This is a genomic window from Arthrobacter sp. Cr_A7 (assembly GCF_029222765.1).
GTDB lineage: Bacteria > Actinomycetota > Actinomycetes > Actinomycetales > Micrococcaceae > Arthrobacter.
Genome location: NZ_JARHXQ010000311.1, coordinates 57,207 through 79,340 on the forward strand (window position 1 = coordinate 57,207; position 22,134 = coordinate 79,340).

Below are 22,134 nucleotides of genomic sequence, written 5' to 3' on the forward strand. Positions count from 1 at the left end.
CCCCTATGTTCGCTTTTCCCCGCGGAACGCGGAGGGGAATTGACCATTGAGCGGGGGTAACCGAGCGTGCGGCCGGCGTGGGCCGAAAACGGAACCGCCGGCACGGGATGTTCACTTTCGGTTCAATAACTCTGTGGCGCGCGTCCTAGCGTCCTTCAGGGACGTCTGGTTCACTATGTGAATGACAACGCTGACTGAAACCTCAGTCGCCGGCAACGATGACCGGCGAGAGAACGACAACGACAACAATGGCCTGAAGCTGATGGTCGCCCTGGACGTGGACGGCACGCTCGTAGACCACGACGGCCACATGTCACCGGGCGTGCGGGAAGCCGCACAGGCTGTGGTGGCCGCCGGACATGAGGTCATGATCGCCACCGGCCGGTCGCTCAACGCCACGCTTCCCGTCATCGAGAACATCGGGATTGAGCGCGGGTACGCGGTGTGCTGCAACGGCGGCGTGACCCTGCGGCTGCACCCCGAGCTGGACAACGGCTACGAGGTCATCCACAAGGCCACCTTTGATCCTGCCCCCGCGCTCCGGGCCCTCCGAGAGAGGCTGCCCGCCGCAAAGTACGCGCTGGAGGATGAGGATGGCAACTTCCTCTCCACCGAGCGCTTCCAGGACCCGAGCTTCGGTGTCGAGGCCGTAGGCGTCGACTTCCACACCATGCTTGAGGCCACGGCCGTCCGCGTTGTGGTGTTCAGCACCGAAAACACCCCCGAGGAGTTCAACGAGGCGATTGAGCATGTGGGCCTCGCCGGCGTCACGTACTCGGTGGGCTGGACCGCCTGGCTTGACATCGCTGCAGCCGGTGTCACCAAGGCCAGTGCGCTGGAAAACCTCCGCCTCCAGCTGGGCATCGATCCCGACCGGACGGTGGCCATAGGCGACGGCCGCAACGACATTGAGATGCTCGGATGGGCGGGGCGGGGAGTGGCCATGGGCCAGGCTCCGGAGGAAGTCATCGCCGCCGCGGACGAAATTACCCACTCCGTGTTCGACGACGGCGCCGCCCACGTGCTGCGCAGCCTGCTGTAGCGCAGGACCAGGGTCCGCATGGCCTGGGTCCAGATGGCAGCGCTTGCTGCCTGCGTGGTTTTGGCCGGCCTGGCCGTCTTCCAGGCCGCCCTTATTGCCGGTGCCCCGCTTGGCAGGCTTGCCTGGGGAGGGCAACATGCCGTGCTGCCCGCCAGGTTGCGGATCGGCAGCGCCGTTTCCATCGTCCTCTATGCGCTTTTCGGGTATGCGGCGCTGGGCAGGGCCGGTACGGTACCGCCGCTGGGCGGCGAGTCCGCCGCAGCCGTCATCATCTGGGTGCTGACCGGGTACTTCGCGCTCGGCGTCGTCATGAACGCCATCTCCAGGAGCAAGCCGGAGCGCCTGGTCATGACGCCGGTCGCGCTTGTCCTGGCCGTGCTTTACCTGGTCTTGGCCCTTAGCTGATGCGCCGGCGCGGACATCGCGGCAGACTCCGGTGCCAGAGCCCCGTTGCAGTCAAGGCAGAATAGAAGGCATGACCCTTACGACGTTCGCCCTCGTCCGCCACGGCCAGACCGACTGGAATGCCGAGCGCCGGCTGCAGGGATCAACCGATATCCCGCTGAACGACGTCGGCCGCGGCCAGGCGCGTGACGCCGTCGCCGTCCTTGCCCCGTACGAATGGGACGCGATCGTCTCCTCGCCGTTGAGCCGGGCGGCCGAAACCGCAGACTTGATTGCCGAAGGGCTCGGGCTGGAAGTGGTGCGCCGCGTTCCGGAACTCACCGAGCGCAGCTTCGGACCGGCGGAGGGCATGCAGACCGGACCCGAACTGGACGCGCTGCGCGTCCCCGGCGGGTTCCAGGGCGCCGAGAGCGAGGACGAGGCAGCCGAGCGGGGACTCGGTGCGCTGGAGGCCCTGGCTGAGGAGTTCCGCGGCCAGCGGCTCCTGGTGGTTACGCACGGCACCCTGCTCCGCGTGAGCCTGAGCCGCGCCATTGGCCGAACGCTGACGAGTGTGGACAACGCGGTCCTTAACCTGGCGCACCACCACGCCATCGAAGGCTGGCAGCTCGAATACTTCAACGGCGAACCTGTTCTGGCTGCTACCCAGGGCTGAGTCGAACGCAGGGTTTGATCCGACCCCCCCCGCTGATCCGGCGGGGTCAGTCCGTGCTCAACACGGCGATTGCCCGCCGGCCCAGGCTGCCCACGATGTGCCGGTGCATGATGTCCCGGGCGCGGGCGGCGTCGCCGGAAATGACGGCTTCGGCAATCTGCTGATGTTCTTCCTGTACCCGGAGCCGGTCCTTTTCTGACTCCTCCTGACCCCTCAGGCCCACCTGCCGGTAGCGGTCGGCCTTGTCCCACAGACCCTCCAGGATGCCTGTCAGCAGCGGGTTGTGGGACGCCGTGTAGATGGCGCGGTGAAAATCGCGGTGGGCCCTCATCGCCGCAAGATCGGATGCATCCCGAAGCGGGACCACTTGCGCCAGTGCGGCTTGGATATCGTCAATGTCCGACGGCGTCCGGCTCTCCGCGGCGAGGCCCGCCGCCAGGGGGTCGAGGTTCTCACGGATGAGGTAGAGGTCCCTGGCTTCATCCGCCGTCAGGGCGGCCACCCGCGCGTCTGAGTGTGACTTCAGTTCCACCAGTCCCTCGGCCGCCAGGCGGCGCAGGGCTTCCCGCAACGGGGTGGTGCTCACGCCTATTTCCTGGGCCAGCCTCGACTGGCTCAACACCGAGCCCTCCTCAATTTCCCCCGTGAGGATGCGGCGCCGCAATTCCTCGTAGGCGTAGGCATTCTTCGTGAGTATCGGTGGCGGGACAGGCAAGGGTGAACTCCTCAGGCGGGCTAGGTTATAAGCTATAGTCTACCCGTGACGCCAGCCCAGAACTGCGGCCCCTTCACCCAACTCCGCGTGAGCGGCGACGTGCTGCGGATGACCGACACTGAAGGTGCTTTCGGCCCCGACTACGGCAGGTTGCCCGTCGTCCTGCGGCTGCTTGCTGAAAACGTCCAGCGGAACATGCGCGGCCACGAGCGTGCGGAAGCCCTGGGCGCCCTCCGCCGCTGGCTGGACACCGGAAGCAGTACCGCCGAAATCGACTTCCTGCCCATCCGCGTACTGATGCATGACACCACCAGCACCCCGGCGCTGGTGGACATCGCCGCCATGCGGGATACCTTGGCCGAGCACGGGCAGGACCCGATGGCCCTGAATCCGCTGCTCCGGGTGGACGTCTCGATCGACCATTCGCTGGCCGTGGAAGAGTACGGGCGCCTCGATGCGGCAGCCCGGAACCTCAGGCACGAGATCCGCCGGAACCGGGAACGCTACCAGTTCCTCAAATGGGCATCGAAGGCGATGAATGATGTGCACATCAACCCGCCGGGTACCGGGATCATGCACACCATCAACCTCGAGCAGCTGGCCACCGTGGTGACCACGATTGAGAAAGACGGCGTCCGGTGGGCGGTTCCGGACATGATGGTGGGCACCGACAGCCACACCCCCATGATCAACGGCCTGGGCGTCCTGGGCTGGGGCGTCGGCGGGCTGGAGGCGCAGACCGTTATGTTCGGCATGCCCGCCACCCTGCGCATCCCGGACGTCGTCGGAGTCCGGCTCACCGGGGAGCTGAGGACCGGCACCCTGGCCACCGATCTCGCCTTGACCATCACCCACCGTCTCCGTGAAGTCGGTGTTACGGGCGAGTTCGTCGAATTTTTCGGGCCCGGCGTCTCCACCCTGACGGCGGGGGAGCGGGCCGTCGTCGCGAACATGGCACCCGAGTATGGCGCCACCACAGGCTACTTCCCCATCGACGACATGACCCTGGACTACCTCACGGGCACCGGCCGTCCGGCAGAGCACATCCGGCTCGTTGAGGCGTACGCCCGGCAGGCAGGTATTTGGTTCGATCCGCAGGCTGCCCCGGTGTACACGCGGGTCGTCGATATCGATCTCTCCACCATTGACATGCACGCTGCCGGGCCGCGGCGGCCCCAGGACCTCCTGCCCGTGGGCGGTATCCGCGAAGCCTTGCAGCAGGAGAGCGGGCCCGCCAGCCCGGGCGCCGGGCCGCTTCCGGACTTCCCGGTAGCCCTTGCCGCGATCACCAGCTGCACCAATACCTCGGATCCGCGCCTGCTGATCGCCGCCGGGCTGCTGGCCCGCAACGCCCGCCGAAGGGGCCTGGCAGTCCCGGACTGGGTCAAGACATCCCTGGCTCCTGGGTCTCCGGCGGCCGCCACTTACTTGAGGCGCGCCGGTCTCGTCGATGACCTTGCGTCAGTGGGCTTCGACATCGTGGGCTTTGGCTGCACCACCTGCATCGGCAATCCGGGACCGCTTACCCCTGCCGTCACCACAGTCCAGAAAGAGGGCACCAGTGAGCCGGTGGCCATCCTGTCCGGCAACCGCAATTTTCCCGGCCGGGTGCATCCCGACGTGGAACTCGGCTTCATCATGTCCCCGCCGCTGGTGGTGGCGTTCGCCCTGGCCGGCGATGCGAAGCGCGACCTCAGCACCGAGCCCGTGCAGCATGCGCCAGACGGAACACCTGTCTACCTGAGCGACCTGTGGCCCGCCCGCGAACACATCGATGCCCTGGTGGTGACGGCCAACCATCCCGCCGATTTCCGCCGGGACTTCCTGGCCGCAAGCCAGGATCCGCAGTGGCAGCGGGTCGAGGCTCCCGACGGCGCCCGCTACCCCTGGGAGGAAACGTCCACCATCCTGCGCCGGCCGCCCTTCGCGGCGCTTTCCGAGGGAAGCCTCCTGGGGCAGTACACGGCCCACCCGCTGCTGGTCCTGGGCGATGACATCACCACGGACCACATCTCGCCGGCAAGTGCCATCCCGCCCGCCAGCGGCGTGGCGGACTTCCTCGTGGACCGGGGCGAGGACAGGGCCGACCTGAACGTTTTCGCCTCCCGCCGCGGCAACTGGGAAGTCATGGCCCGCGGCGCCTTCCACAACAAGTCCGTCAGGAACCTCCTGCACCCGGAAGCTCCGGTAGGCCAGACCATCCACGCGCCCTCCGGGGACAGCATGCCCATCTGGGACGCGGCGCAGCGCTACCGGGCCGGGGGCGAATCCGTGGTCCTGGTGGCCGGCGAGCGGTACGGCATGGGGTCCTCGCGGGACTGGGCCGCCAAGGCCCAGCGGCTGCTCGGCGTCCGCGCAGTCATCGCCGCCGGCTTTGAACGGATCCACCGCTCCAACCTCATCGGCATGGGCATCCTTCCGATCGTTATGCCGCCGGCCATGAGGGGCAGCCTTCTCAGCCTGAAACCCGGTGACCGGATTATGCTGGACGCCGCCGAAGAGCGGATCAGCCCCCGCGCGGGCATCCCGGCCACAATTGTCCGCGCGGACGGGACTGAAGAAGCCTTCACAGCCGTCACGGCCGTGGAAACCCGGCTCGAATGTGAACTGCTGGCCGTGGGCGGCGTCATCCCCATGATCCTCCGCAGGACACTGCAAGGCACCGGGGTAACGTCTTAGCGCACCTCGAGGATCAAGCCCAACAGCCTGGCTGCCGCGGGACGGGCGGCGTGTTCCTCGTTCCACTGCGCCCGCGCCACCGCTTTGCTGACGGCCTGGGTGGTGATGCCCAGTTCCTGCGCCACGGCTTTCTGCTGCCCGCGCACGCCCGGCGTCAGCAGGTCAAGCACGCGCCACTCCGCCTCGGACCGGTCTCGGACAATATGCCCCAGGAGCCGCAGCACGGCCTCGGCGTCATGTGCAATATCCGCCAGCGGCCCTTCGACGGCCACCGGAACCCGCTCCTTGCTGCTGCGCAGCCGGTCCACTGCACGCCGGGCATAGACCAGGCCGTGGCCGGAGGCATCCTTAATCTGGTTGGGAAGCGGCTCGCTGACAGGGCCAACGCCGATCCCCACGTACCAGGAACCGCTGCGCAGCGCGATCAACGCCGCATCCACCGCCTGGTTCGGAGAGTCAACAATGCCCTGGACTTCATCCTCCACCGAGCGGTCGAAGTCCAGGCGCGCGGGGATGTGCCGCAGGTCCTTGAGCAACTGCGGTACCCGGTCCCCATCGCGCCGGACGTCCGTTTGATTGATGGTCAGCGTGAACATTCTGGGTACACACTACCCGGAAGCAGGAATCAGGGAATCTCGTATTACGGCTGGTCAAATGGGAGATGGTGGCAGCAAAGCATGGGCAGAGGTTGCCTCAGCCCGGCCCATCTGTTGCGATGGAGGGACGGCCGCTGACGGGCGGCGCACCCGACGTGAGGATGGTTATGGCCGGCAGCATGGGGCAGGAAGAACTCGAACTCGTCGACCGCTGGTGGCGGGCAGCCAACTACCTTTCGGTGGGCCAGATCTACCTCCGGGCCAACCCCCTGCTGCGCGAACCGCTCAAGGCAGAGCACACCAAGTCCCGCCTGCTGGGCCACTGGGGGACCACCCCGGGGCTGAACTTCGTCTACGCCCACCTGAACCGCGTCATCCGCCGCGACTCCACCGAGATGCTCTTCGTGGCCGGTCCCGGCCATGGCGGCCCCGCCGTCGTCGCCAATGCCTGGCTGGAAGGCACCTACTCGGAGATCTATGCCCACGTGGGCAACGACGAAGCGGGCCTGGCCGAGCTCTTCCGCCAGTTCTCCTACCCCGGCGGAATCCCCAGCCATGCCGCCCCGGAAAGCCCCGGCTCCATCAGCGAGGGCGGCGAACTCGGGTACTCCCTGGCGCACGCCTACGGATCAGTGTTCGACAACCCCCAGCTGGTCACCGCCGTCGTCATTGGCGACGGCGAGGCGGAGACCGGACCGCTGGCCGCCAGCTGGCACTCCCACAACTTCCTGGACCCCGCGGCCGACGGCGCCGTGCTGCCCATCCTGCACCTCAATGGCTACAAGATTGCCAACCCCACGGTCCTTGCGCGGATGCCCGAACAGCAGCTGGAACACCTGCTGCGCGGCTACGGCCACGAGCCGTACTTCGTCACGGTGGACGATCCGGCCGCCACGGAAAAGGCCCACCGGGACTTCGCCGAGGCGCTGGACCGGTGCCTCGCGGACATCCGTGCCATCCATGACGTGCACCGGTCACCCTCGGCCGATCCGGACGCAGGGGAAGACGGCGCGCCGCGCTGGCCCATGATCGTCCTGCGCTCGCCGAAGGGCTGGACCGGGCCGCGCTACGTGGACGGGCTGCAGGTGGAGGGCACGTGGCGCAGCCACCAGGTCCCGCTCTCCGAGGTCCGCACCAACAGTGGGCACCTGGGCCAGCTTGAGGAGTGGCTGCAGTCCTACCGGCCGGAAGAACTGTTCGACGGCGACGGCCGGCTCCGGCCCGACGTCGCCGAGGGTGCCCCCACGGGGGACTTCCGGATGAGCGCCACGCCGCACGCGAACGGCGGCGTGCTCCGGCGCGCCCTGAAGCTGCCCGCCTACCGGGACCACGCCGTCGAGGTTGTGCAGCCGGGAACCGAACGGGTCAGCCCCATGATCACCCTGGGCTCCTGGATGCGGGACGTCATCTCGCTGAACAAGGAAACGTTCCGGCTTTTCGGCCCGGACGAGACGGCGTCCAACCGGCTGCAGAACGTCTACGAGGTCACGGACAAGGTGTGGCAGTACCGGATTGACGACGTCGACGAGCACCTTGGGCGGTCCGGCAGGGTCATGGAGGTGCTGAGCGAGCACCTGTGCCAGGGCTGGCTGGAAGGCTACCTCCTCACCGGCCGGCACGGCGTCTTCAGCTGCTACGAGGCCTTCATCCACATTGTCGATTCCATGTTCAACCAGCACGCCAAGTGGCTGAAGGTGCACCGCACCCTGCCGTGGCGCCAGCCCGTGCCTTCGCTGAACTACCTGCTGTCCTCGCACGTGTGGCAGCAGGACCACAACGGGTTCTCACACCAGGATCCCGGGTTCATCGACCATGCCGTGAACAAGAAGGCGGAGGTCATCCGGGTGTACCTGCCGCCGGACGCCAACACGCTGCTGTCCGTGATGGAGCACTGCCTGGAGTCCACGGACTACGTCAACATCGTGGTCAGCGGGAAGCAGCCTTCACCCACCTGGCTGGGGCCGGCGGACGCCGCGAACCACTGCCGGCGCGGGCTGGGGATCTGGACCTTCGCCGGGTCCGAGGTGCCCGGCGAGGAGCCCGACGTCGTGCTGGCCTGCGCCGGCGACGTACCCACCGTGGAGACCGTGGCCGCCGCGGAACTCCTGCGGGAAGGTGCGCCGGGGCTGAAAGTCCGGGTGGTCAACGTGGTGGACCTGATGAGGCTGCAGGACGAGAGCGAGCACCCGCACGGACTCCCGGCCCGCGACTTTGACGGCATCTTCACAAGGGACAAGCCGATCATCTTCGCCTACCACGGCTATCCCGCCCTGATCCACCGGCTGGCCTACCGGCGCAGCAACCAGGAAGGCCTGCACGTGCGCGGCTACAAGGAAGAGGGCACCACCACCACGCCCTTCGACATGGCCATGCTGAACGGCATTGACCGCTTCCAGCTGGCCATCGACGCCATCGACCGCGTGCCGGGGCTGGCTGAGAAGCACTCGCTCCTGCGGCAGGACCTCCAGGACCGCCGCATGCGGGCCTTTGAACACACCCGGACGGACGGCGAGGACCCGGAGGAGATCCGGAACTGGCAGCGCTCCTAGCGGAGCAGCGCGGTCCTATTCGACCAGCGCGTCGAGTTTCGCGGAGGGCAGGTGGATCCAGCCCTCCGTGCGGGCGGCGGCCGCGTGGGCCCGGTCCGGCACCAGGGTCAGCCGGCGGGCCACCGCGCGGGCGGTAAGGGAAGCGACGACGGCGTCAAACAGGTCGTCCGATCCGGCCAGTTTGTTCCCGTGCCCGGCCAGGTCCAGCCACGGCGCCTGCGCCGTGAGCTTTCACGAGGTGGCCAGGCGTTCAGCTTCATACGGCAATGTTCAGGCACCATCTCGATGTGGCGGAAGACTGGCAGAATATGGGCACCAGCCTCAAGCTGCCACGAGGAAAGCGAAGCGCTGAGTTAGCTTCATCACAAGAATGTGCCCTCGCTAGATGAGTGCGTAGCGCGCTGAAGCCGACGCGGAGTGTCAGTGGCCAGCGCAAATAGGTTTAGGGCGTCAGCGGATAACTTTGAGAGATGGATGCCGAAACACAACGACTTGTTCTGACCGCTCTAATCTCCGCTAGTTCGGCAGTCATAGGCGGACTGGGTGGCGCGGTGTTCACCGCCCGGACAAACCGAGCCAACACTAAGGACACTCTCGCAGGTGCACAGCTTCTAGATGCGCAGAAGCACCTAGCGACGTTGGAGGCCGAACATGAAACGTGGCTGCGGAATAAGAAACAGGATGTCTATTTTGACTTTCTAGCGCTGGCAGAAAAACGAGCACGGACAATCTGGGCTACGTCATTTTCGGATGTGCTGGAAATGGATCATGAAGTAGCGGCGTCGCGGTCCAAACTAAAGCTCGTGGGAACCTCTGATGTTCGTTCAGCTGCCCTGGACATCGAACGTGGACTTGAAGATTTTGCCTTTGCTCACAAGTTGACTCGTCTGGCCTACGAGGCGTTGGCGGAGGACACGGAGAATGAGGAAGCAAAGGGCAATGCCGAAAAGCTAGTAGACGAATGTGCCGTGATTTACATGGGCGTGACCGACCACATGGTCGTCTACGTTGACGCTGTCCGACGTGACATCGGCAGTCACAGCGAGGACGACGAAATCATCAACAAGCGGAATCAGGAGGATCGGAACAGCCGTGATAACGACGACAACAGCAACTTTGACGGAGACAAGCCTTCCATGCCAGCCAGTACCGAACGCGAGCTAGCCTGATGTAGGAAGGTTAGCCGGAGACTGCGCTTCACAAGAGGCGGGGTCTTGCTGTGTATGTTGGCTCCATGGAATTCTTGTGGCCCCTGCTGGGCGGCGCGGTGGGAGCCGCCATTATCAATGGAATTGTGGGATATCTCAGGCTGCGGGCAGACAGGAGGGATGCTGACTCCAAGTGGAAGCGCGAGCAGGACCAGGCTCATGAATCCTGGATCAGGGATAAGAAAACAGAGGCTTATACCGAGTTTCTTGAGGAGGTCCAGGCCTTCATCCACCAGTTCTCTAGGTATAACAACGAGCACGGCACGACAGTGCAACAGGTGCTGGCGGCGTCCGGCGTGGTCAAGAACCATCGGCTCCTACTGTTAGCCTCCAGTGAGGTCCGGATGGCTCAGAGGGCTCTCGGCATGGAAATCAACCGCTCTCGGCGCATCCTGTCCCAGCCGCAGCCGCCACAACCAAGGGACCCAATCCTCGCAGAACTCAGCCACCAGTTTCACGGCAAAAGGGACGCCCTGCTAGCTGCCGCTCAGCGTGATCTGGGCATCACAGAAACAGACGGCGTTCCGATCATCGAAGTGATCAAACCTTAGTAGCTAAATATCCTTGGGAACAGCGGCGCCGGTCATTTCGCTGGCGCCGAACAGCTCCACGATCTCCTGGTCGTCCACGTCCAGGGACAGGTGCACCAGCCGTGCGGAACCCGGGAGCCACTCAATGACCGCCGCCGCGGTCTTCTTCGTGGCGGCTGCCAGGTCCACTCCGAGCGTTTTCACGTGACCAGACTTTACCTCCGGGAACCCCGCTGCCGCAGTGGACGTTGGATGACGCCCCGTCCCGGTTCTGCAAGGCTTGTGCCTGGGGGGCCATCCGGCTGACCGGGCCCGAAAGGATCATCTTCATGCCATGGCTTGATGTGCTCGGCAACGACATCCACTACACGGACTCAGGCAACGGCCAGCCTGTGGTGCTCCTGCACGGCCACGCCTCGGCGGCCGCCTGCTGGGAGCCGATCATCCGCGAACTCGAGCAGGACTTCCGGGTCCTGTCCTACGACACCTACGACCATGGCTGGTCCTCGAACTCCCCGCGGCAGGGCCCGCTGGTTGACCGGGCCGCAGAGCTTGAACACTTTCTTGACTCCCTCGGCCTGGAAAACCCTGTCATTGTGGGGCAATCCATGGGCGGCATGACCACGCTCCGCTGGGCCGTGCGAAACCCTGGCGATGCCGCTGCCCTGGTGGTCTGCGGCATGGGCTGGCCGCTGGTGGTGCCGCCTCCGGGACAGCCCGGCCAGCCGGAGAAGTTCGAGGTCTTCAGCTCACTTGATGCAGACGAACGGATCTGGCTCGGTGTTGGAAATTCCTTCACCCAGCGGTGGATCGCGGAAAACCCGCTCGACTACGCCCGCTACATCCGGGTCCGGTCCACCGCTGCCGCCATAGAAGCGGCACGCCACCCGCGGAGCCTGGAACAGAGCCAGGGCGAGTTCCTCAGCGCCGACCCGCAGGACGTGGACTCGTTCCAGCGGGGACTGGAATCCATCTCCAGCCCGCTGGCGCTGCTGATCGGGGATGAGGAAAGGCCGCGCATCCGCCGCGGGGCAGAGCATGTTGCCGCTACGGTGCCGGGCGCGCGCCTCGTGGTCGTCCAGGACGCCGGCCACAACGCCTACTTCCAGCGCCAGGACATCCTGGTGGAAACCATCCGCAGCACGGCTGCCAGCACACGGGGCCGCTGACGCGGGTGGGGTGGCCGGAGCTCCGACCTGTAGGTGAGTGCGCCCGGAATCCCGCCCTCCGAACCAAGGTCTTCACCCCGGGCAAAGCCCGCCCAGAGCGCCCGCAGCTGCCGGCCCACAGCGTTCACGTCCTCCCAGCCGGCGCCGGCGATCAGCCCCACGCCGTCCCAGGTGCTCCGGTTGCCGAAAAGCAGCGGGAGATCAATGGTGTGGGCGGCGCCGAAAATGTTGCCCGGGGCATGCCAGTGCAGGATGTAGCGGTGCGCATTCCCGCCCGCCCGGGAGTGCCGGCGGGCAAACTTTCGCGCAGCCCAGCCGTAGACGGTCTCGGTGACCACCCAGTTGATGGCCCGCAGCGCCGCATCACCCACCACCGGCACCGTGCCAAGCCTGCTGAGGTGCGGGCTGCGGGGCAGGAACAGCCGGCCTTCCTCGGACGTGTGCCCGATCAGCACCTCGATCCCGGGAGCTGAGCGGTTCCAGGCCTCCTCGATTCCGGCTTCCTCCGGCAGCGGTGCATGCCCGTACTGGGTCCCGAACGGCATGGCGGCCAGCATCCCGAACCTGCGGGCCACCTGGGCCACGTGGTTCTCCCGTTCCACCACGTCCATGGCCGGAGTTTCCGCGGTGACGGCCTCCGCGGCGATCCCCATGGCATGGTTCATCTTGGCCCGGCCGCGTGCGATGCCCAACGGTGCGCTCTGGATGATGGCACGCTGGAAGAGCTTCGGCGCTTCCGGGGTGGCCATCAGGTGGGCGATGGCGTCACCGCCGGCGGACTGCCCAAATGCGGTGACCCGGCTGGGGTCACCGCCAAACGCTGCGATGTTGCGCCGGACCCAGCGGAACGCCTCGAGCTGGTCCAGCAGTCCCAGGTTCCCCGGGCGGCCCGTGCGCGTGGCCAGGAACCCGAACAGTCCCAGCCGGTAGGTTACCGAAACCACCACCACCCGGTTCTCGGCCACCAGGACTGCAGGATCGAAGATGGCGAGGTCGCCGGACCCGGTGGTGTAGGACCCGCCGTGGATCCACACCATGACGGGCAGCCGTTCATCCGGGCACAGCTCCGCAGGCATGGTGATGGACAGGTTCTGGCAGTCTTCGCTGCCGGGGAGTTCGCCGTACCGGGTGCCCAGGACGTCGTCGAGGAACGGGACTGGCCCCTGTGGGCAGGCCGGTGCGGGCGAGGTGGCAGTAAAAGGCTGGCTCCAGTCCGGCACCGGGACGGGCGGCTGGAACCGGGCGGCCGTGGCATAGGGAATGCCGGTGGCGCGGAGGACGTGCCCGTCCCGCCACCCGGTGACGGGTCCGCAGGGCGGGCTGAAGACAGGTGCGGAGTTCACCGAACCCACCTTAAACCACAACCCTTAAGCAACAACGCGGAGTCACTTCCGGCCCAAATCCGGCGGCGGATTGGGCGCGGAGTGACCCCGCGTCGATGGCTGGGCCCACGCCGTCAGGGTTCCCTGACCGAGTGAAGCGAGGTGAGGGAGACGGTGGGGACTAGTGGCCGGTGGGCACGTAGCGCTTGATGGAGGCTTCCAGTTCGGCTTCGGCGGCGGCGCGGTCGCCCCAGCCTTCGGCCTTGACCCACTTGCCCGGCTCCAGGTCCTTGTAGCGGGTGAAGAAGTGCTCGATTTCCTTGATCAGGAAGTCGTTGACGTCGCTGACTTCCTGGATGTGGTCGAAGCGGGCGTCAACCGGGACGCAGAGGATCTTGGCGTCTCCGCCGCCGTCGTCCGTCATGTTGAAGACGCCGATGGGGCGGGACTCGACGATGACGCCCGGGTGCAGGTCGAAGTCCTGCAGGAGCACCAGTGCATCCAAGGGGTCGCCGTCTTCGCCGAGGGTGTTTTCGAAGTACCCGTAGTGCGTGGGGTACTGCATGGAGGTGAAGAGGACGCGGTCCAGGCGGACGCGGCCGGTCTCGTGGTCAACTTCGTACTTGACGCGTGATCCCTTGGGGATCTCGATGGTCACGTCATGCTTCATGGAATGCTCCTCGGCAATTGCAGGGGGTGCGCGGCACATCTGACGGGCCCACAAAAAGGAGTGTCCGTGCCGCCGACTACTATTGAGGATATAGCGAGAGGCCCTGGAATCAGGAACTTGTGGGGATATTTCAGGACTTGAGGACCGGCACCAGCATGACCAAAACAACCGTCACGGACGCGTGGACTGATCGCGTCCGGCGGGCTGCGGACAGCGGGCTGGCAGCCGTGAAAAGCTCCTGGCCTGCCGTCCTGCTCACCGCGCTCCTGGTTGCCCTCGCCGTCCCGGCGGCCCTGCTGGTGGCCCCCGGGTTCCTCGGACCCGAGCCCCCTGCCCCCGCACCGCCGGCTCCCGAATGGCAGCAGGTTCCGGCCACACTGTCGGCCCCTGAGGGGCTTGCCCCGTTGGATGCCTCCGCGGACATTCCGTCCCCGGAGGCGGTCACCACCCGGCTGGACCCGGTGTTGAAGACCGACGGCGGCGGTACTTTCACGGGGCTGGTCCAGGATGCGGTGACCGGCCAGGTCCTCTTTGACCGGGGCGGCTCCGAAAGCCGCGTGCCGGCGTCGAACCTGAAGCTGCTGACCGCGGTGGCCGCGCTGCGCTCATTGGGCCCGGACCGCCGGTTCACCACCAGCGTGACCGCCGGTCCCGCCGCCGGGCAGGTGGTCCTGAAGGGCGGCGGCGACGTCCTGCTCGGCGCCGGTGAATCGGCCGGTGAAAAGGTGATGGGCCACGGCGGCCTGGCAACGCTGGCGGCCCAGACAGCTGCGGCGCTGCAGGGCGCCGGAACAGCGGGGGAGATCAAGGTCCTGGTGGACGATTCCCTTTTCACCGGCCCCGCCCTTAATCCGGGATGGCAGGCCGGGGATGTGGCTGCCGGTGAGGTGGCCCCGCTGTACCCGCTGGCGCTGCATTCGGCACGCTTCGATCCTGCCGTCACTACGGGGCCGCGCCCGCAGGATTCCGCCATCACCGCAGCGGAGGAATTCGCCGCCCGGCTGCGTGAGGCAGGTGCCGCGGCGGGGCTGACCGTGGCCGCCGCCGTCGAACGTGCGCCCGCGCCCGCAGGTGACACTGCCATCCCGCCGGTCCTGGCGGAAGTGCAGTCGGCCACCGTCGCGGAGCAGGTTGACCTGATGCTGCAGGTCTCCGACAACTACCTGGCCGAGGCTTTGGGCCGGATGGCTGCTGTGGCGGCCGGCCTGCCGGGCAGCAACGACGGCGCCACGGCGGCCGTCCGCGCGCAGCTTGCCGGGGCCGGAATCCCCTCGGACTCCATGCAACTTGTGGATGTCTGCGGGCTGGCCATAGGCAACCAGGTCTCGGCCCGCCAGTTCGCCGAGGCGGTCCGCGCCATCACGTCCGGCACGGACAGCAGGCTCCGCGAGGCGCTGGACGGTTTTCCCGTTGCCGGCCTGACAGGCACCCTGGACGCGAGATACGGGGAGGAATCGACGGCGGGCGGCGCCGGGCTGGTGCGCGCCAAGACCGGAACCTTGAACACGGTGCTGGCGCTGAGCGGTTACGTGGTGGATGCGGACGGGCGGCTCCTGGTGTTCTCCTTCATCGGAAACGGTCTCACCCCGGGTGCCGCGGGCAACAGGGTGGCCCTGGACAGGGCCGCAACAGCCCTCGCCGCCTGCGGCTGCCGCTAGCTGCGTGGTTGCTGCCGCCGTGGTTCGCCGGTGAGCGAACTTAAGGACGATCCCCGGCCTGCTGTGTTCTGATGGGACTTATGGAGTCCACTGCAGGTGAGTCGTCAGCACAAACGTTGTCCAACCCGGCCCAAGCCCTGATCAATTGGGACCTTGCCGCCTCCACCGCGGCACGGCTGGCTCCTGCCGGGCCTGACTTGAGCAAGGCCGCCATCGGCGAAGCCGTGGACAGCCTGCGCCGGCTCGCGGACGCCTCGGTGGAGCACGTCCACGAAATCAGCGGATTGGAGGCGGCCAGGGACCTCCGCGACTCCACCGTGCTGGTGGTGGACCGTGCCTCGTGGGCCAAGGCGAACACCCAGAGCTTCGCCGTGATGCTGAAGCCCGCCATGGAAAAGATGCTGGAAAGCCGCCGCGGCTCCCTCAGCCCGGCAGCTGCCAGCGTCAGCGGCGCCATCACCGGCAGCCAGCTGGGCGCCATCCTGGCGTTCCTGTCCAGCAAGGTCCTGGGCCAGTACGATCCCTTCGCCGCGCTGGCCGAAGGCTCCAACGCGCCCGCCGGCGGCAGGCTCCTGCTCGTGGCCCCGAACATCATCTCCGTGGAACGCGAACTGAACGTCGCGCCCGAGGACTTCCGCCTGTGGGTGTGCCTGCACGAACAGACCCACCGGGTGCAGTTCGCCGCCGCGCCCTGGCTCCGCCACCACATGCTGCAGCAGATCGACGAACTCAGCGTTCACCTGCTGGGCAACGTCGATTCGCTGATGGACCGGGCAACCGCTGCCGCCCGATCGCTCAAGGACCGCTCCGCCACCGGAAACACTCCCGGCCGCGGCGCCATCCTGGACCTGCTGCAGGACCCGGAGGAAAAGGCTGCCATCTCGCACCTCACCGCCGTCATGAGCCTGCTGGAGGGCCACGCGAACGTGGTGATGGACGGTGTGGACGCCAGCATCGTCCCGTCCGTCAAGACCATCCGGCAGCGGTTCAACGACCGCGGCAAGGACCGCGGTGTGATCGAGAAGTTTATCCGCAGCCTCCTTGGACTGGACGCCAAGATGCGCCAGTACTCCGACGGCGCCCGGTTCGTCCGCGCCGTGGTGGACGTTGCGGGAATGGACGGCTTCAACAGGGTCTGGGAGTCTGCTGACCACCTGCCCACCGAACCGGAGATCCACGACGCCAAGCTGTGGCTGGACCGGATGGGCCTGTAATTGCCTGACGTTCCCCGCGTTTCCCTTCCTTCCCCGGCCGGCAGCGGCCGGCGGCGGCCCGGGAGGCTGGCGCCCGTCGTAGGCACCGCGCGGAAGATGGTCCAAGAGGCACTCGCCGGGGCCGGTTATCCGCATCACGTACTGGTGGCCTGCAGCGGCGGGCCGGACTCCCTGGCGCTCGCCGCCGTCGCGGCCTACTTCGCACGGCGCGGCCATGTTGATGGCCACACCGTAACGGTAGGCGCGGTGGTGGTGGACCACCAGCTGCAGGAAGGCTCAGGCCAGGTGGCCGCGCACACCGTGGAGGTGCTGCAGAACCTCGGGCTGGCCCCTGTGGAAATCCGGGCCGTGACCGTGGCAGGCACCGGCATGGGCCCCGAAGCCGCCGCCCGGGATGCCCGGCATGAAGCGCTGGAAGCGGCTGCGGCCGGCCAGGGCGCGGAGGCCATCCTGCTCGGACACACCCTGGACGACCAGGCTGAACAGGTGCTGCTGGGCCTGGCCCGGGGCTCCGGTACCCGTTCGCTGGCCGGAATGCGGCCCGCCCGGGGTATCCTGCTGCGGCCGTTCCTGGGGCTTCGCCGGGCGGACACGGAAGAGATCTGCGAGGTGGAGGAGCTGGACCCCTGGCACGATCCCACCAACACGGACCCGTCCTTCGCCCGGTCGCGCACCCGCACCGAAGTCCTCCCGCACCTGGAGGAAAAACTGGGGCCCGGCGTCGCCGAATCCCTTGCCCGGACGGCGTCCATCCTGCAGCTGGACGCCGACTACCTCGAGGATGTGGCGGAAGCCACCTTCGCCTCCCTGGCCGAACGGAACGGGCCGGAAGTCAGTCTTCCGGAGGAGGCGTTGCGCGCCCTGGCCCCCGCCATCAGGTTCCGCGTGATCGCCAAGGCCGCGGCCGACGTCGGCGGGCAGCAGCCCAGCTACAAGCGCCTTTTGGCGGCGGAGGCGCTGCTGAGGAGGCAGGGCTCCGCGGGCCCCGTTGAACTTCCGGGCGGGGTGAGCGCCTACCGGCTGTCCCTCGCGCAGCTCGACGCGTCGCCCGCCGCCGGCCGGCCTGCCGGCTCGGATAACCCCGGCTCCGTTCCCCGTGAAGGGCCGCGCTGTGGGAAGCTAGTGTTCCGGCCTCAAAAACCGCCCACAAAATAGTCGCACCCCGCATCTACACAGGAGCCATTGGTGGATTCAAACGACGTCCAGGCAGACCTCAAGCACGTTCTCTACACCAAGGAACAGATCCAGCAGCGGATCACCGAACTCGCTGCCCAGATCGACAAGGACTATGAAGGCCGCGAAATCCTCATTGTCGGTGTGCTCAAGGGTGCCGTGATGGTCATGGCGGACCTGGCCCGTGCGCTGCACAGCCACATCTCCATGGACTGGATGGCTGTTTCCTCCTACGGCTCCGGCACCCAGTCCTCCGGAGTGGTCCGCATCCTGAAGGACCTGGACACGGACCTGATGGGCAAGGACGTGCTGATCGTCGAGGACATCATCGACTCCGGCCTCACGCTCTCCTGGCTGAAGACCAACCTGGAATCCCGCGGCACCGCCTCGGTGGAAATCTGCACCGCCTTCCGCAAGCCCACGGCCGCCAAGGTGGAGATCGACGTCAAGTACGTCGGTTACGACATCCCCAACGAGTTCGTTGTCGGCTACGGCCTGGACTACGCCGAGAAGTACCGCAACCTGGACTTTGTGGGCACCCTCGCGCCGCACGTTTACGAGTAAGCCACCTTCCGCGCCCTACGAAGCGTCGTATGAAAGGGAAGGCCGGCTGAACAGGAACATCGGCATCAAGGATGTGGCATTGGCGGCAGGGGTGTCCGCCACCACCGTGTCGCACGTCCTGAACGACGTTTCCTACGCGCGGATCAGCCCGGAAACCCGCGGCAAGGTGAAGGCCGCGGCCCTGGAGCTGGGCTACGGTCCCAACCGCGTGGCGCAGGCCCTGCGCAGCCGCCGCACCGGGGTGCTCGGGCTGGTCAGCGAGGACGTCGCCACCACCCCGCACGCCGGCCGGATCATCCTCGGCGCGGATGAGGCCGCCCGCGCCCGCGGCTACACCCTGATGGTCATCAACACCGCGGGATCGGCCAGCCGGGCGTCCCGGGAAAGCGACGTCGAGGCCGTACTGGAACGCCAGGTGGACGGGATCCTCTACGCCACCATGTACCACCGGTACCTTGAGGCACCCGCCAACCTCGCCAGGGTGCCTGCGGTCCTTGTGGATGCTGTGACCGCGGACGGCGGTTTTCCGGCTGTTGTGCCGGACGAGCACGGCGGCGCCACCGCTGCCGTCGATGCCCTTCTCGCAGCCGGCCACACGCGCATCGGGTTCATTAACAACACGGAGGACGTGCCCTCCACCTCGCAGCGGCTCCGCGGTTTCCGGGAGGCCCTGACCCGGGCAGGCCTCGACGGCGAAGCCGCCCCTGTTGTGGCGGTTTCGTCCAATGCCGCCGGGGGATATACGGCAGCCGGCCGGATCCTCAGCGGTGGCAACCCGCCGTCGGGCCTTTTTTGCTACAACGACCGCATGGCCATGGGGGCGTACCGAGCGGCAGCCGAGCTGGGGCTGTCCGTCCCGGGCGACCTGTCGGTCGTCGGATTCGACGACCAGGCCCTGATTGCCGGCAGCCTCCACCCCGGGTTGACCACCGTGGCGCTGCCCCACTACGAAATGGGCGCCTGGGCCGTGAACCACCTGATCGACACCCTCGAAGGCAGAACCGGCGGCGATGACCCCGACGCCGGAACCACCACCCTGGAGTGTCCGCTGGTCATCCGGGAGTCCGTTGCGCCGCCGCGGCAGTAGGACCACCGCACAGGCCCCACCCCTCCGTGTAGCTACGCCCACAGGGAACTTTTGCTTTCCATCATGCGTGATCTACTCCGGACGGTGTATAGCTAGAAGCTGACGCAGCACCATCACGCGCGCAAACTACTCGCCGTGCAGCACTACCAGAAGGGACGGGGCCAGCCCCCGAACAGATGAAAGCTAAGAACTTTTTCAAGGGCCCGGGCATCTGGATCGTCGTTGTGGTCGGTCTGCTCCTTGTGGCTTTTGCAACGCTGGCTCCCGGCGGTGCGGCACGGATTGACACCGATAAGGGCCTCGAACTGCTCTCCGGCAACCAGGTGGAGCAGGCAAAGATCTTCGATGGTGAAAACCGTGTTGACCTGACGCTGAAGGAAAACCTGAACCTGGAAGGGCAGGACAAGGGCAAGAGCGTCCAGTTCTACTTTGTGGACGCCCGCGCCGAGGACATCGTCAGGGCAGTCACCGCCTCCGACCTCAGCGGCGGCTACACGGACCAGCCCATCGAGAGCAACTGGTTCTCCGGCCTCCTCTCCCTCCTGATTCCCGTCATCCTGCTCGGCGCGCTGTTCTGGTTCCTGATGACCCGGATGCAGGGCGGCGGATCCAAGATCATGCAGTTCGGCAAGTCCAAGGCCAAGATGGTCAGCAAGGACATGCCGCAGGTGACCTTCGCCGACGTCGCCGGTTCTGACGAAGCAGTGGAGGAACTCCAGGAGATCAAGGAATTCCTGCAGGAACCGGCCAAGTTCCAGGCCGTCGGCGCCAAGATCCCCAAGGGTGTGCTGCTCTACGGCCCGCCGGGCACCGGTAAGACCCTCCTGGCCCGCGCTGTCGCGGGTGAGGCCGGCGTTCCCTTCTTCTCCATCTCCGGTTCCGACTTCGTCGAAATGTTCGTCGGTGTGGGTGCCTCCCGTGTCCGCGACCTCTTCGAACAGGCCAAGGCGAACTCCCCGGCCATCATCTTCGTGGACGAAATCGACGCCGTCGGCCGCCACCGCGGCGCCGGCATCGGCGGCGGCAACGACGAACGCGAACAGACCCTCAACCAGCTGCTGGTTGAAATGGACGGCTTCGACGTCAAGACCAACGTCATCCTCATTGCCGCCACCAACCGCCCCGACGTGCTGGACCCCGCACTGCTGCGCCCGGGCCGCTTCGACCGCCAGATCGGCGTGGAAGCGCCGGACCTGATCGGCCGCGACCAGATCCTGCAGGTGCACTCCAAGGGCAAGCCGATGGCGCCCGGCGTGGACCTGAAGGCCGTGGCCAAGAAGACGCCCGGATACACCGGCGCCGACCTTGCCAACGTCCTCAACGAGGCCGCGCTGCTCACGGCCCGCTCCAACGCCAACCTCATTGACGACCGCGCCCTGGACGAGGCCATCGACCGCGTGATGGCCGGACCGCAGAAGCGCAGCCGCGTCATGAAGGAACACGAGCGCAAGATCACCGCCTACCACGAAGGCGGCCACGCGCTCGTGGCGGCAGCCCTGCGCAACTCGGCGCCCGTCACCAAGATCACCATCCTTCCCCGCGGCCGTGCCCTGGGCTACACCATGGTGGTTCCGGACAACGACAAGTACTCCGTGACCCGCAACGAACTCCTGGACCAGATGGCCTACGCCATGGGCGGCCGCGTGGCCGAAGAAATCGTGTTCCACGATCCGTCCACCGGCGCTTCCAACGACATCGAAAAGGCCACCGGAACCGCCCGCAAGATGGTCACCGAGTACGGCATGAGCGAGCGGGTGGGCGCTGTCCGGCTCGGCCAGGGCGGCGGCGAGCCGTTCCTTGGCCGCGATGCGGGCCACGAACGCAACTACTCCGACCAGATCGCCTACGTGGTGGACGAGGAAGTGCGCCGCCTCATCGACCAGGCCCATGACGAGGCCTACGCCATCCTCACCGAGAACCGCGAGGTCCTGGACCGGCTGGCGCTCGAACTCCTGGAACGCGAAACCCTGAACCAGGCCGAGATCGCCGACATCTTCCGCGACATCCGCAAGCGCGACTTCCGCGAGGTGTGGCTGTCCAAGGAGACCCGCCCCGTCCAGATGGCCGGCCCCGTGGAAAGCCGCCAGGAGAGGGCCGAGCGCGAGGCGCAGGAAGAAGCCAAGCAGGCCCGTTTGGACGAGCCGCTGGACGCCAACCCTCCGCATCCGCAGGGCGTTACGGAAGACGCACCGTTTCAGGGCGGCGTCCCCGAATCGGGGCCGGACACCCTTCGCGGCTAAGCTTTCTCTGTGACTCACTTCGACGACGACGACGTTCCCGCCTCCGCCGGATACCCGGCGGAGGACGGATCCTCCCACTCCAAGCACCAGAAAGTGGACCGGCCCCGGATCGAGGCGGCCGTCCGGGAGATCCTTCTCGCCATCGGTGAAGACCCGGACCGCGGCGGCCTGGTGGACACCCCCAAACGGGTGGCCAAAGCCTACGCCGAGGTTTTTGCCGGGCTGCACCATGACCCCGCGGATGTCCTGTCCACCACGTTCGACCTTGACCATGAGGAACTGGTCCTGGTCAAGGACATCCCCTTCTACTCCACGTGCGAGCACCACCTGGTGCCGTTCCACGGCATGGCCCACGTGGGCTACATCCCCTCGCATGAGGGCAAGGTCACCGGGCTGAGCAAGCTGGCCCGGCTCGTGGACATCTATGCCCGCCGCCCGCAGGTGCAGGAGCGGCTCACCACTGAGATCGTTGAGGCGCTGGTCCGCTACCTGAAGCCGCGGGGCGCCATCGTCGTTGTTGAATGCGAACACATGTGCATGTCAATGCGCGGTATTCGCAAGCCCGGAGCGAAGACCGTCACCAGTGCGGTCCGCGGGCAGCTTCATGACCCGGCCACCCGTGCCGAAGCCATGAGCCTCATCCTCGGAAGGTAACAAA

The 22,134-nt window shown here is 66.8% G+C and carries 19 protein-coding genes and 1 pseudogene; 15 read left to right on the forward strand and 5 right to left on the reverse strand.

Translation table 11 applies throughout. The features are described 5' to 3' along the window. Positions 1 to 181 precede the first annotated feature (181 nt). The 3 genes from P2Q66_RS18845 (at position 182) to P2Q66_RS18855 (ending at position 2,102) form a co-directional block, all read left to right on the forward strand. A complete protein-coding gene (locus tag P2Q66_RS18845) occupies positions 182 to 1,042 on the forward strand; it encodes an HAD family hydrolase (RefSeq protein WP_275730568.1) in 861 nt (286 codons plus the stop codon). A gap of 18 nt (positions 1,043 to 1,060) precedes the next feature. Continuing rightward, positions 1,061 to 1,447, forward strand: coding sequence for a hypothetical protein (locus P2Q66_RS18850; protein WP_275730570.1), 387 nt, complete (start codon positions 1,061 to 1,063; stop codon positions 1,445 to 1,447). Positions 1,448 to 1,517: 70 nt separating this feature from the next. Next, positions 1,518 to 2,102, forward strand: coding sequence for a histidine phosphatase family protein (locus P2Q66_RS18855; protein ID WP_275730571.1), 585 nt, complete (start codon positions 1,518 to 1,520; stop codon positions 2,100 to 2,102). Positions 2,103 to 2,148: 46 nt separating this feature from the next. On the opposite strand, the gene P2Q66_RS18860 is transcribed toward P2Q66_RS18855, so the two are convergent. Next, positions 2,149 to 2,817 (reverse strand): GntR family transcriptional regulator, encoded by a 669-nt coding sequence (locus P2Q66_RS18860; RefSeq protein WP_275730572.1) that lies wholly within the window; start codon positions 2,815 to 2,817, stop codon positions 2,149 to 2,151. 45 nt (positions 2,818 to 2,862) lie between these two features. Between P2Q66_RS18860 and acnA the strand changes: the two genes are divergently transcribed. Continuing rightward, positions 2,863 to 5,496: an aconitate hydratase AcnA gene (gene acnA, locus P2Q66_RS18865; protein ID WP_275730573.1), complete on the forward strand. Its 2,634-nt coding sequence runs from the start codon at positions 2,863 to 2,865 to the stop codon at positions 5,494 to 5,496. On the opposite strand, the gene P2Q66_RS18870 is transcribed toward acnA, so the two are convergent. After that, on the reverse strand, positions 5,493 to 6,092 hold the full coding sequence (locus tag P2Q66_RS18870) for a hypothetical protein (RefSeq protein ID WP_275730574.1): 600 nt from the start codon (positions 6,090 to 6,092) through the stop codon (positions 5,493 to 5,495). The two genes, acnA and P2Q66_RS18870, sit on opposite strands and share 4 nt — an antisense overlap. A gap of 167 nt (positions 6,093 to 6,259) precedes the next feature. Here P2Q66_RS18870 and P2Q66_RS18875 point away from each other — a divergent pair, with 167 nt between their 5' ends. The 3 genes from P2Q66_RS18875 to P2Q66_RS18890 all read left to right on the forward strand — a co-directional run bounded on the left by P2Q66_RS18875 (position 6,260) and on the right by P2Q66_RS18890 (position 10,400). Next, positions 6,260 to 8,641 (forward strand): phosphoketolase family protein, encoded by a 2,382-nt coding sequence (locus P2Q66_RS18875; protein ID WP_275730575.1) that lies wholly within the window; start codon positions 6,260 to 6,262, stop codon positions 8,639 to 8,641. A gap of 470 nt (positions 8,642 to 9,111) precedes the next feature. Continuing rightward, a complete protein-coding gene (locus tag P2Q66_RS18885; protein ID WP_275730576.1) occupies positions 9,112 to 9,810 on the forward strand; it encodes a hypothetical protein in 699 nt (232 codons plus the stop codon). Positions 9,811 to 9,875: 65 nt separating this feature from the next. Beyond that, complete coding sequence (locus P2Q66_RS18890; protein ID WP_275730578.1) at positions 9,876 to 10,400, forward strand: hypothetical protein; 525 nt, start codon at positions 9,876 to 9,878, stop codon at positions 10,398 to 10,400. A gap of 27 nt (positions 10,401 to 10,427) precedes the next feature. On the opposite strand, the pseudogene P2Q66_RS18895 reads toward P2Q66_RS18890, so the two are convergent. Then, positions 10,428 to 10,583: pseudogene (locus P2Q66_RS18895) on the reverse strand (DUF429 domain-containing protein); the annotation flags it as partial. A 125-nt stretch (positions 10,584 to 10,708) separates the two neighbouring features. Between P2Q66_RS18895 and P2Q66_RS18900 the strand changes: the two are divergent. Beyond that, entirely contained in the window at positions 10,709 to 11,548 is an 840-nt protein-coding gene (locus P2Q66_RS18900; RefSeq protein ID WP_275730580.1) for an alpha/beta hydrolase, read from the forward strand. On the opposite strand, the gene P2Q66_RS18905 is transcribed toward P2Q66_RS18900, so the two are convergent. Both P2Q66_RS18905 and P2Q66_RS18910 read right to left on the reverse strand, forming a co-directional pair. Then, complete coding sequence (locus tag P2Q66_RS18905) at positions 11,479 to 12,891, reverse strand: carboxylesterase family protein (protein WP_275730582.1); 1,413 nt, start codon at positions 12,889 to 12,891, stop codon at positions 11,479 to 11,481. The genes P2Q66_RS18900 and P2Q66_RS18905 overlap by 70 nt on opposite strands. A gap of 160 nt (positions 12,892 to 13,051) precedes the next feature. Then, entirely contained in the window at positions 13,052 to 13,540 is a 489-nt protein-coding gene (locus P2Q66_RS18910; RefSeq protein WP_079596875.1) for an inorganic diphosphatase, read from the reverse strand. A gap of 155 nt (positions 13,541 to 13,695) precedes the next feature. Between P2Q66_RS18910 and dacB the strand changes: the two genes are divergently transcribed. From dacB to folE, 7 genes are all read left to right on the forward strand, one after another. Further along, complete coding sequence (dacB, locus tag P2Q66_RS18915; RefSeq protein WP_275730585.1) at positions 13,696 to 15,198, forward strand: D-alanyl-D-alanine carboxypeptidase/D-alanyl-D-alanine-endopeptidase; 1,503 nt, start codon at positions 13,696 to 13,698, stop codon at positions 15,196 to 15,198. Between the two features lie 80 nt (positions 15,199 to 15,278). Next, positions 15,279 to 16,412: a zinc-dependent metalloprotease gene (locus tag P2Q66_RS18920; protein WP_275730626.1), complete on the forward strand. Its 1,134-nt coding sequence runs from the start codon at positions 15,279 to 15,281 to the stop codon at positions 16,410 to 16,412. Positions 16,413 to 16,508: 96 nt separating this feature from the next. Further along, a complete protein-coding gene (gene tilS, locus P2Q66_RS18925; protein ID WP_275730588.1) occupies positions 16,509 to 17,567 on the forward strand; it encodes a tRNA lysidine(34) synthetase TilS in 1,059 nt (352 codons plus the stop codon). 30 nt (positions 17,568 to 17,597) lie between these two features. Further along, positions 17,598 to 18,149 carry a hypoxanthine phosphoribosyltransferase gene (hpt, locus tag P2Q66_RS18930; protein ID WP_041651844.1) on the forward strand — a complete coding sequence of 184 codons (552 nt, stop codon included), beginning with the start codon at positions 17,598 to 17,600 and terminating at the stop codon, positions 18,147 to 18,149. A 46-nt stretch (positions 18,150 to 18,195) separates the two neighbouring features. Next, positions 18,196 to 19,236, forward strand: coding sequence for a LacI family DNA-binding transcriptional regulator (locus tag P2Q66_RS18935; protein ID WP_275730628.1), 1,041 nt, complete (start codon positions 18,196 to 18,198; stop codon positions 19,234 to 19,236). Between the two features lie 176 nt (positions 19,237 to 19,412). Beyond that, complete coding sequence (gene ftsH / locus P2Q66_RS18940; RefSeq protein WP_079596872.1) at positions 19,413 to 21,476, forward strand: ATP-dependent zinc metalloprotease FtsH; 2,064 nt, start codon at positions 19,413 to 19,415, stop codon at positions 21,474 to 21,476. Positions 21,477 to 21,485: 9 nt separating this feature from the next. Continuing rightward, a complete protein-coding gene (gene folE, locus P2Q66_RS18945) occupies positions 21,486 to 22,130 on the forward strand; it encodes a GTP cyclohydrolase I FolE (RefSeq protein WP_079596871.1) in 645 nt (214 codons plus the stop codon). Positions 22,131 to 22,134: the final 4 nt, after the last annotated feature.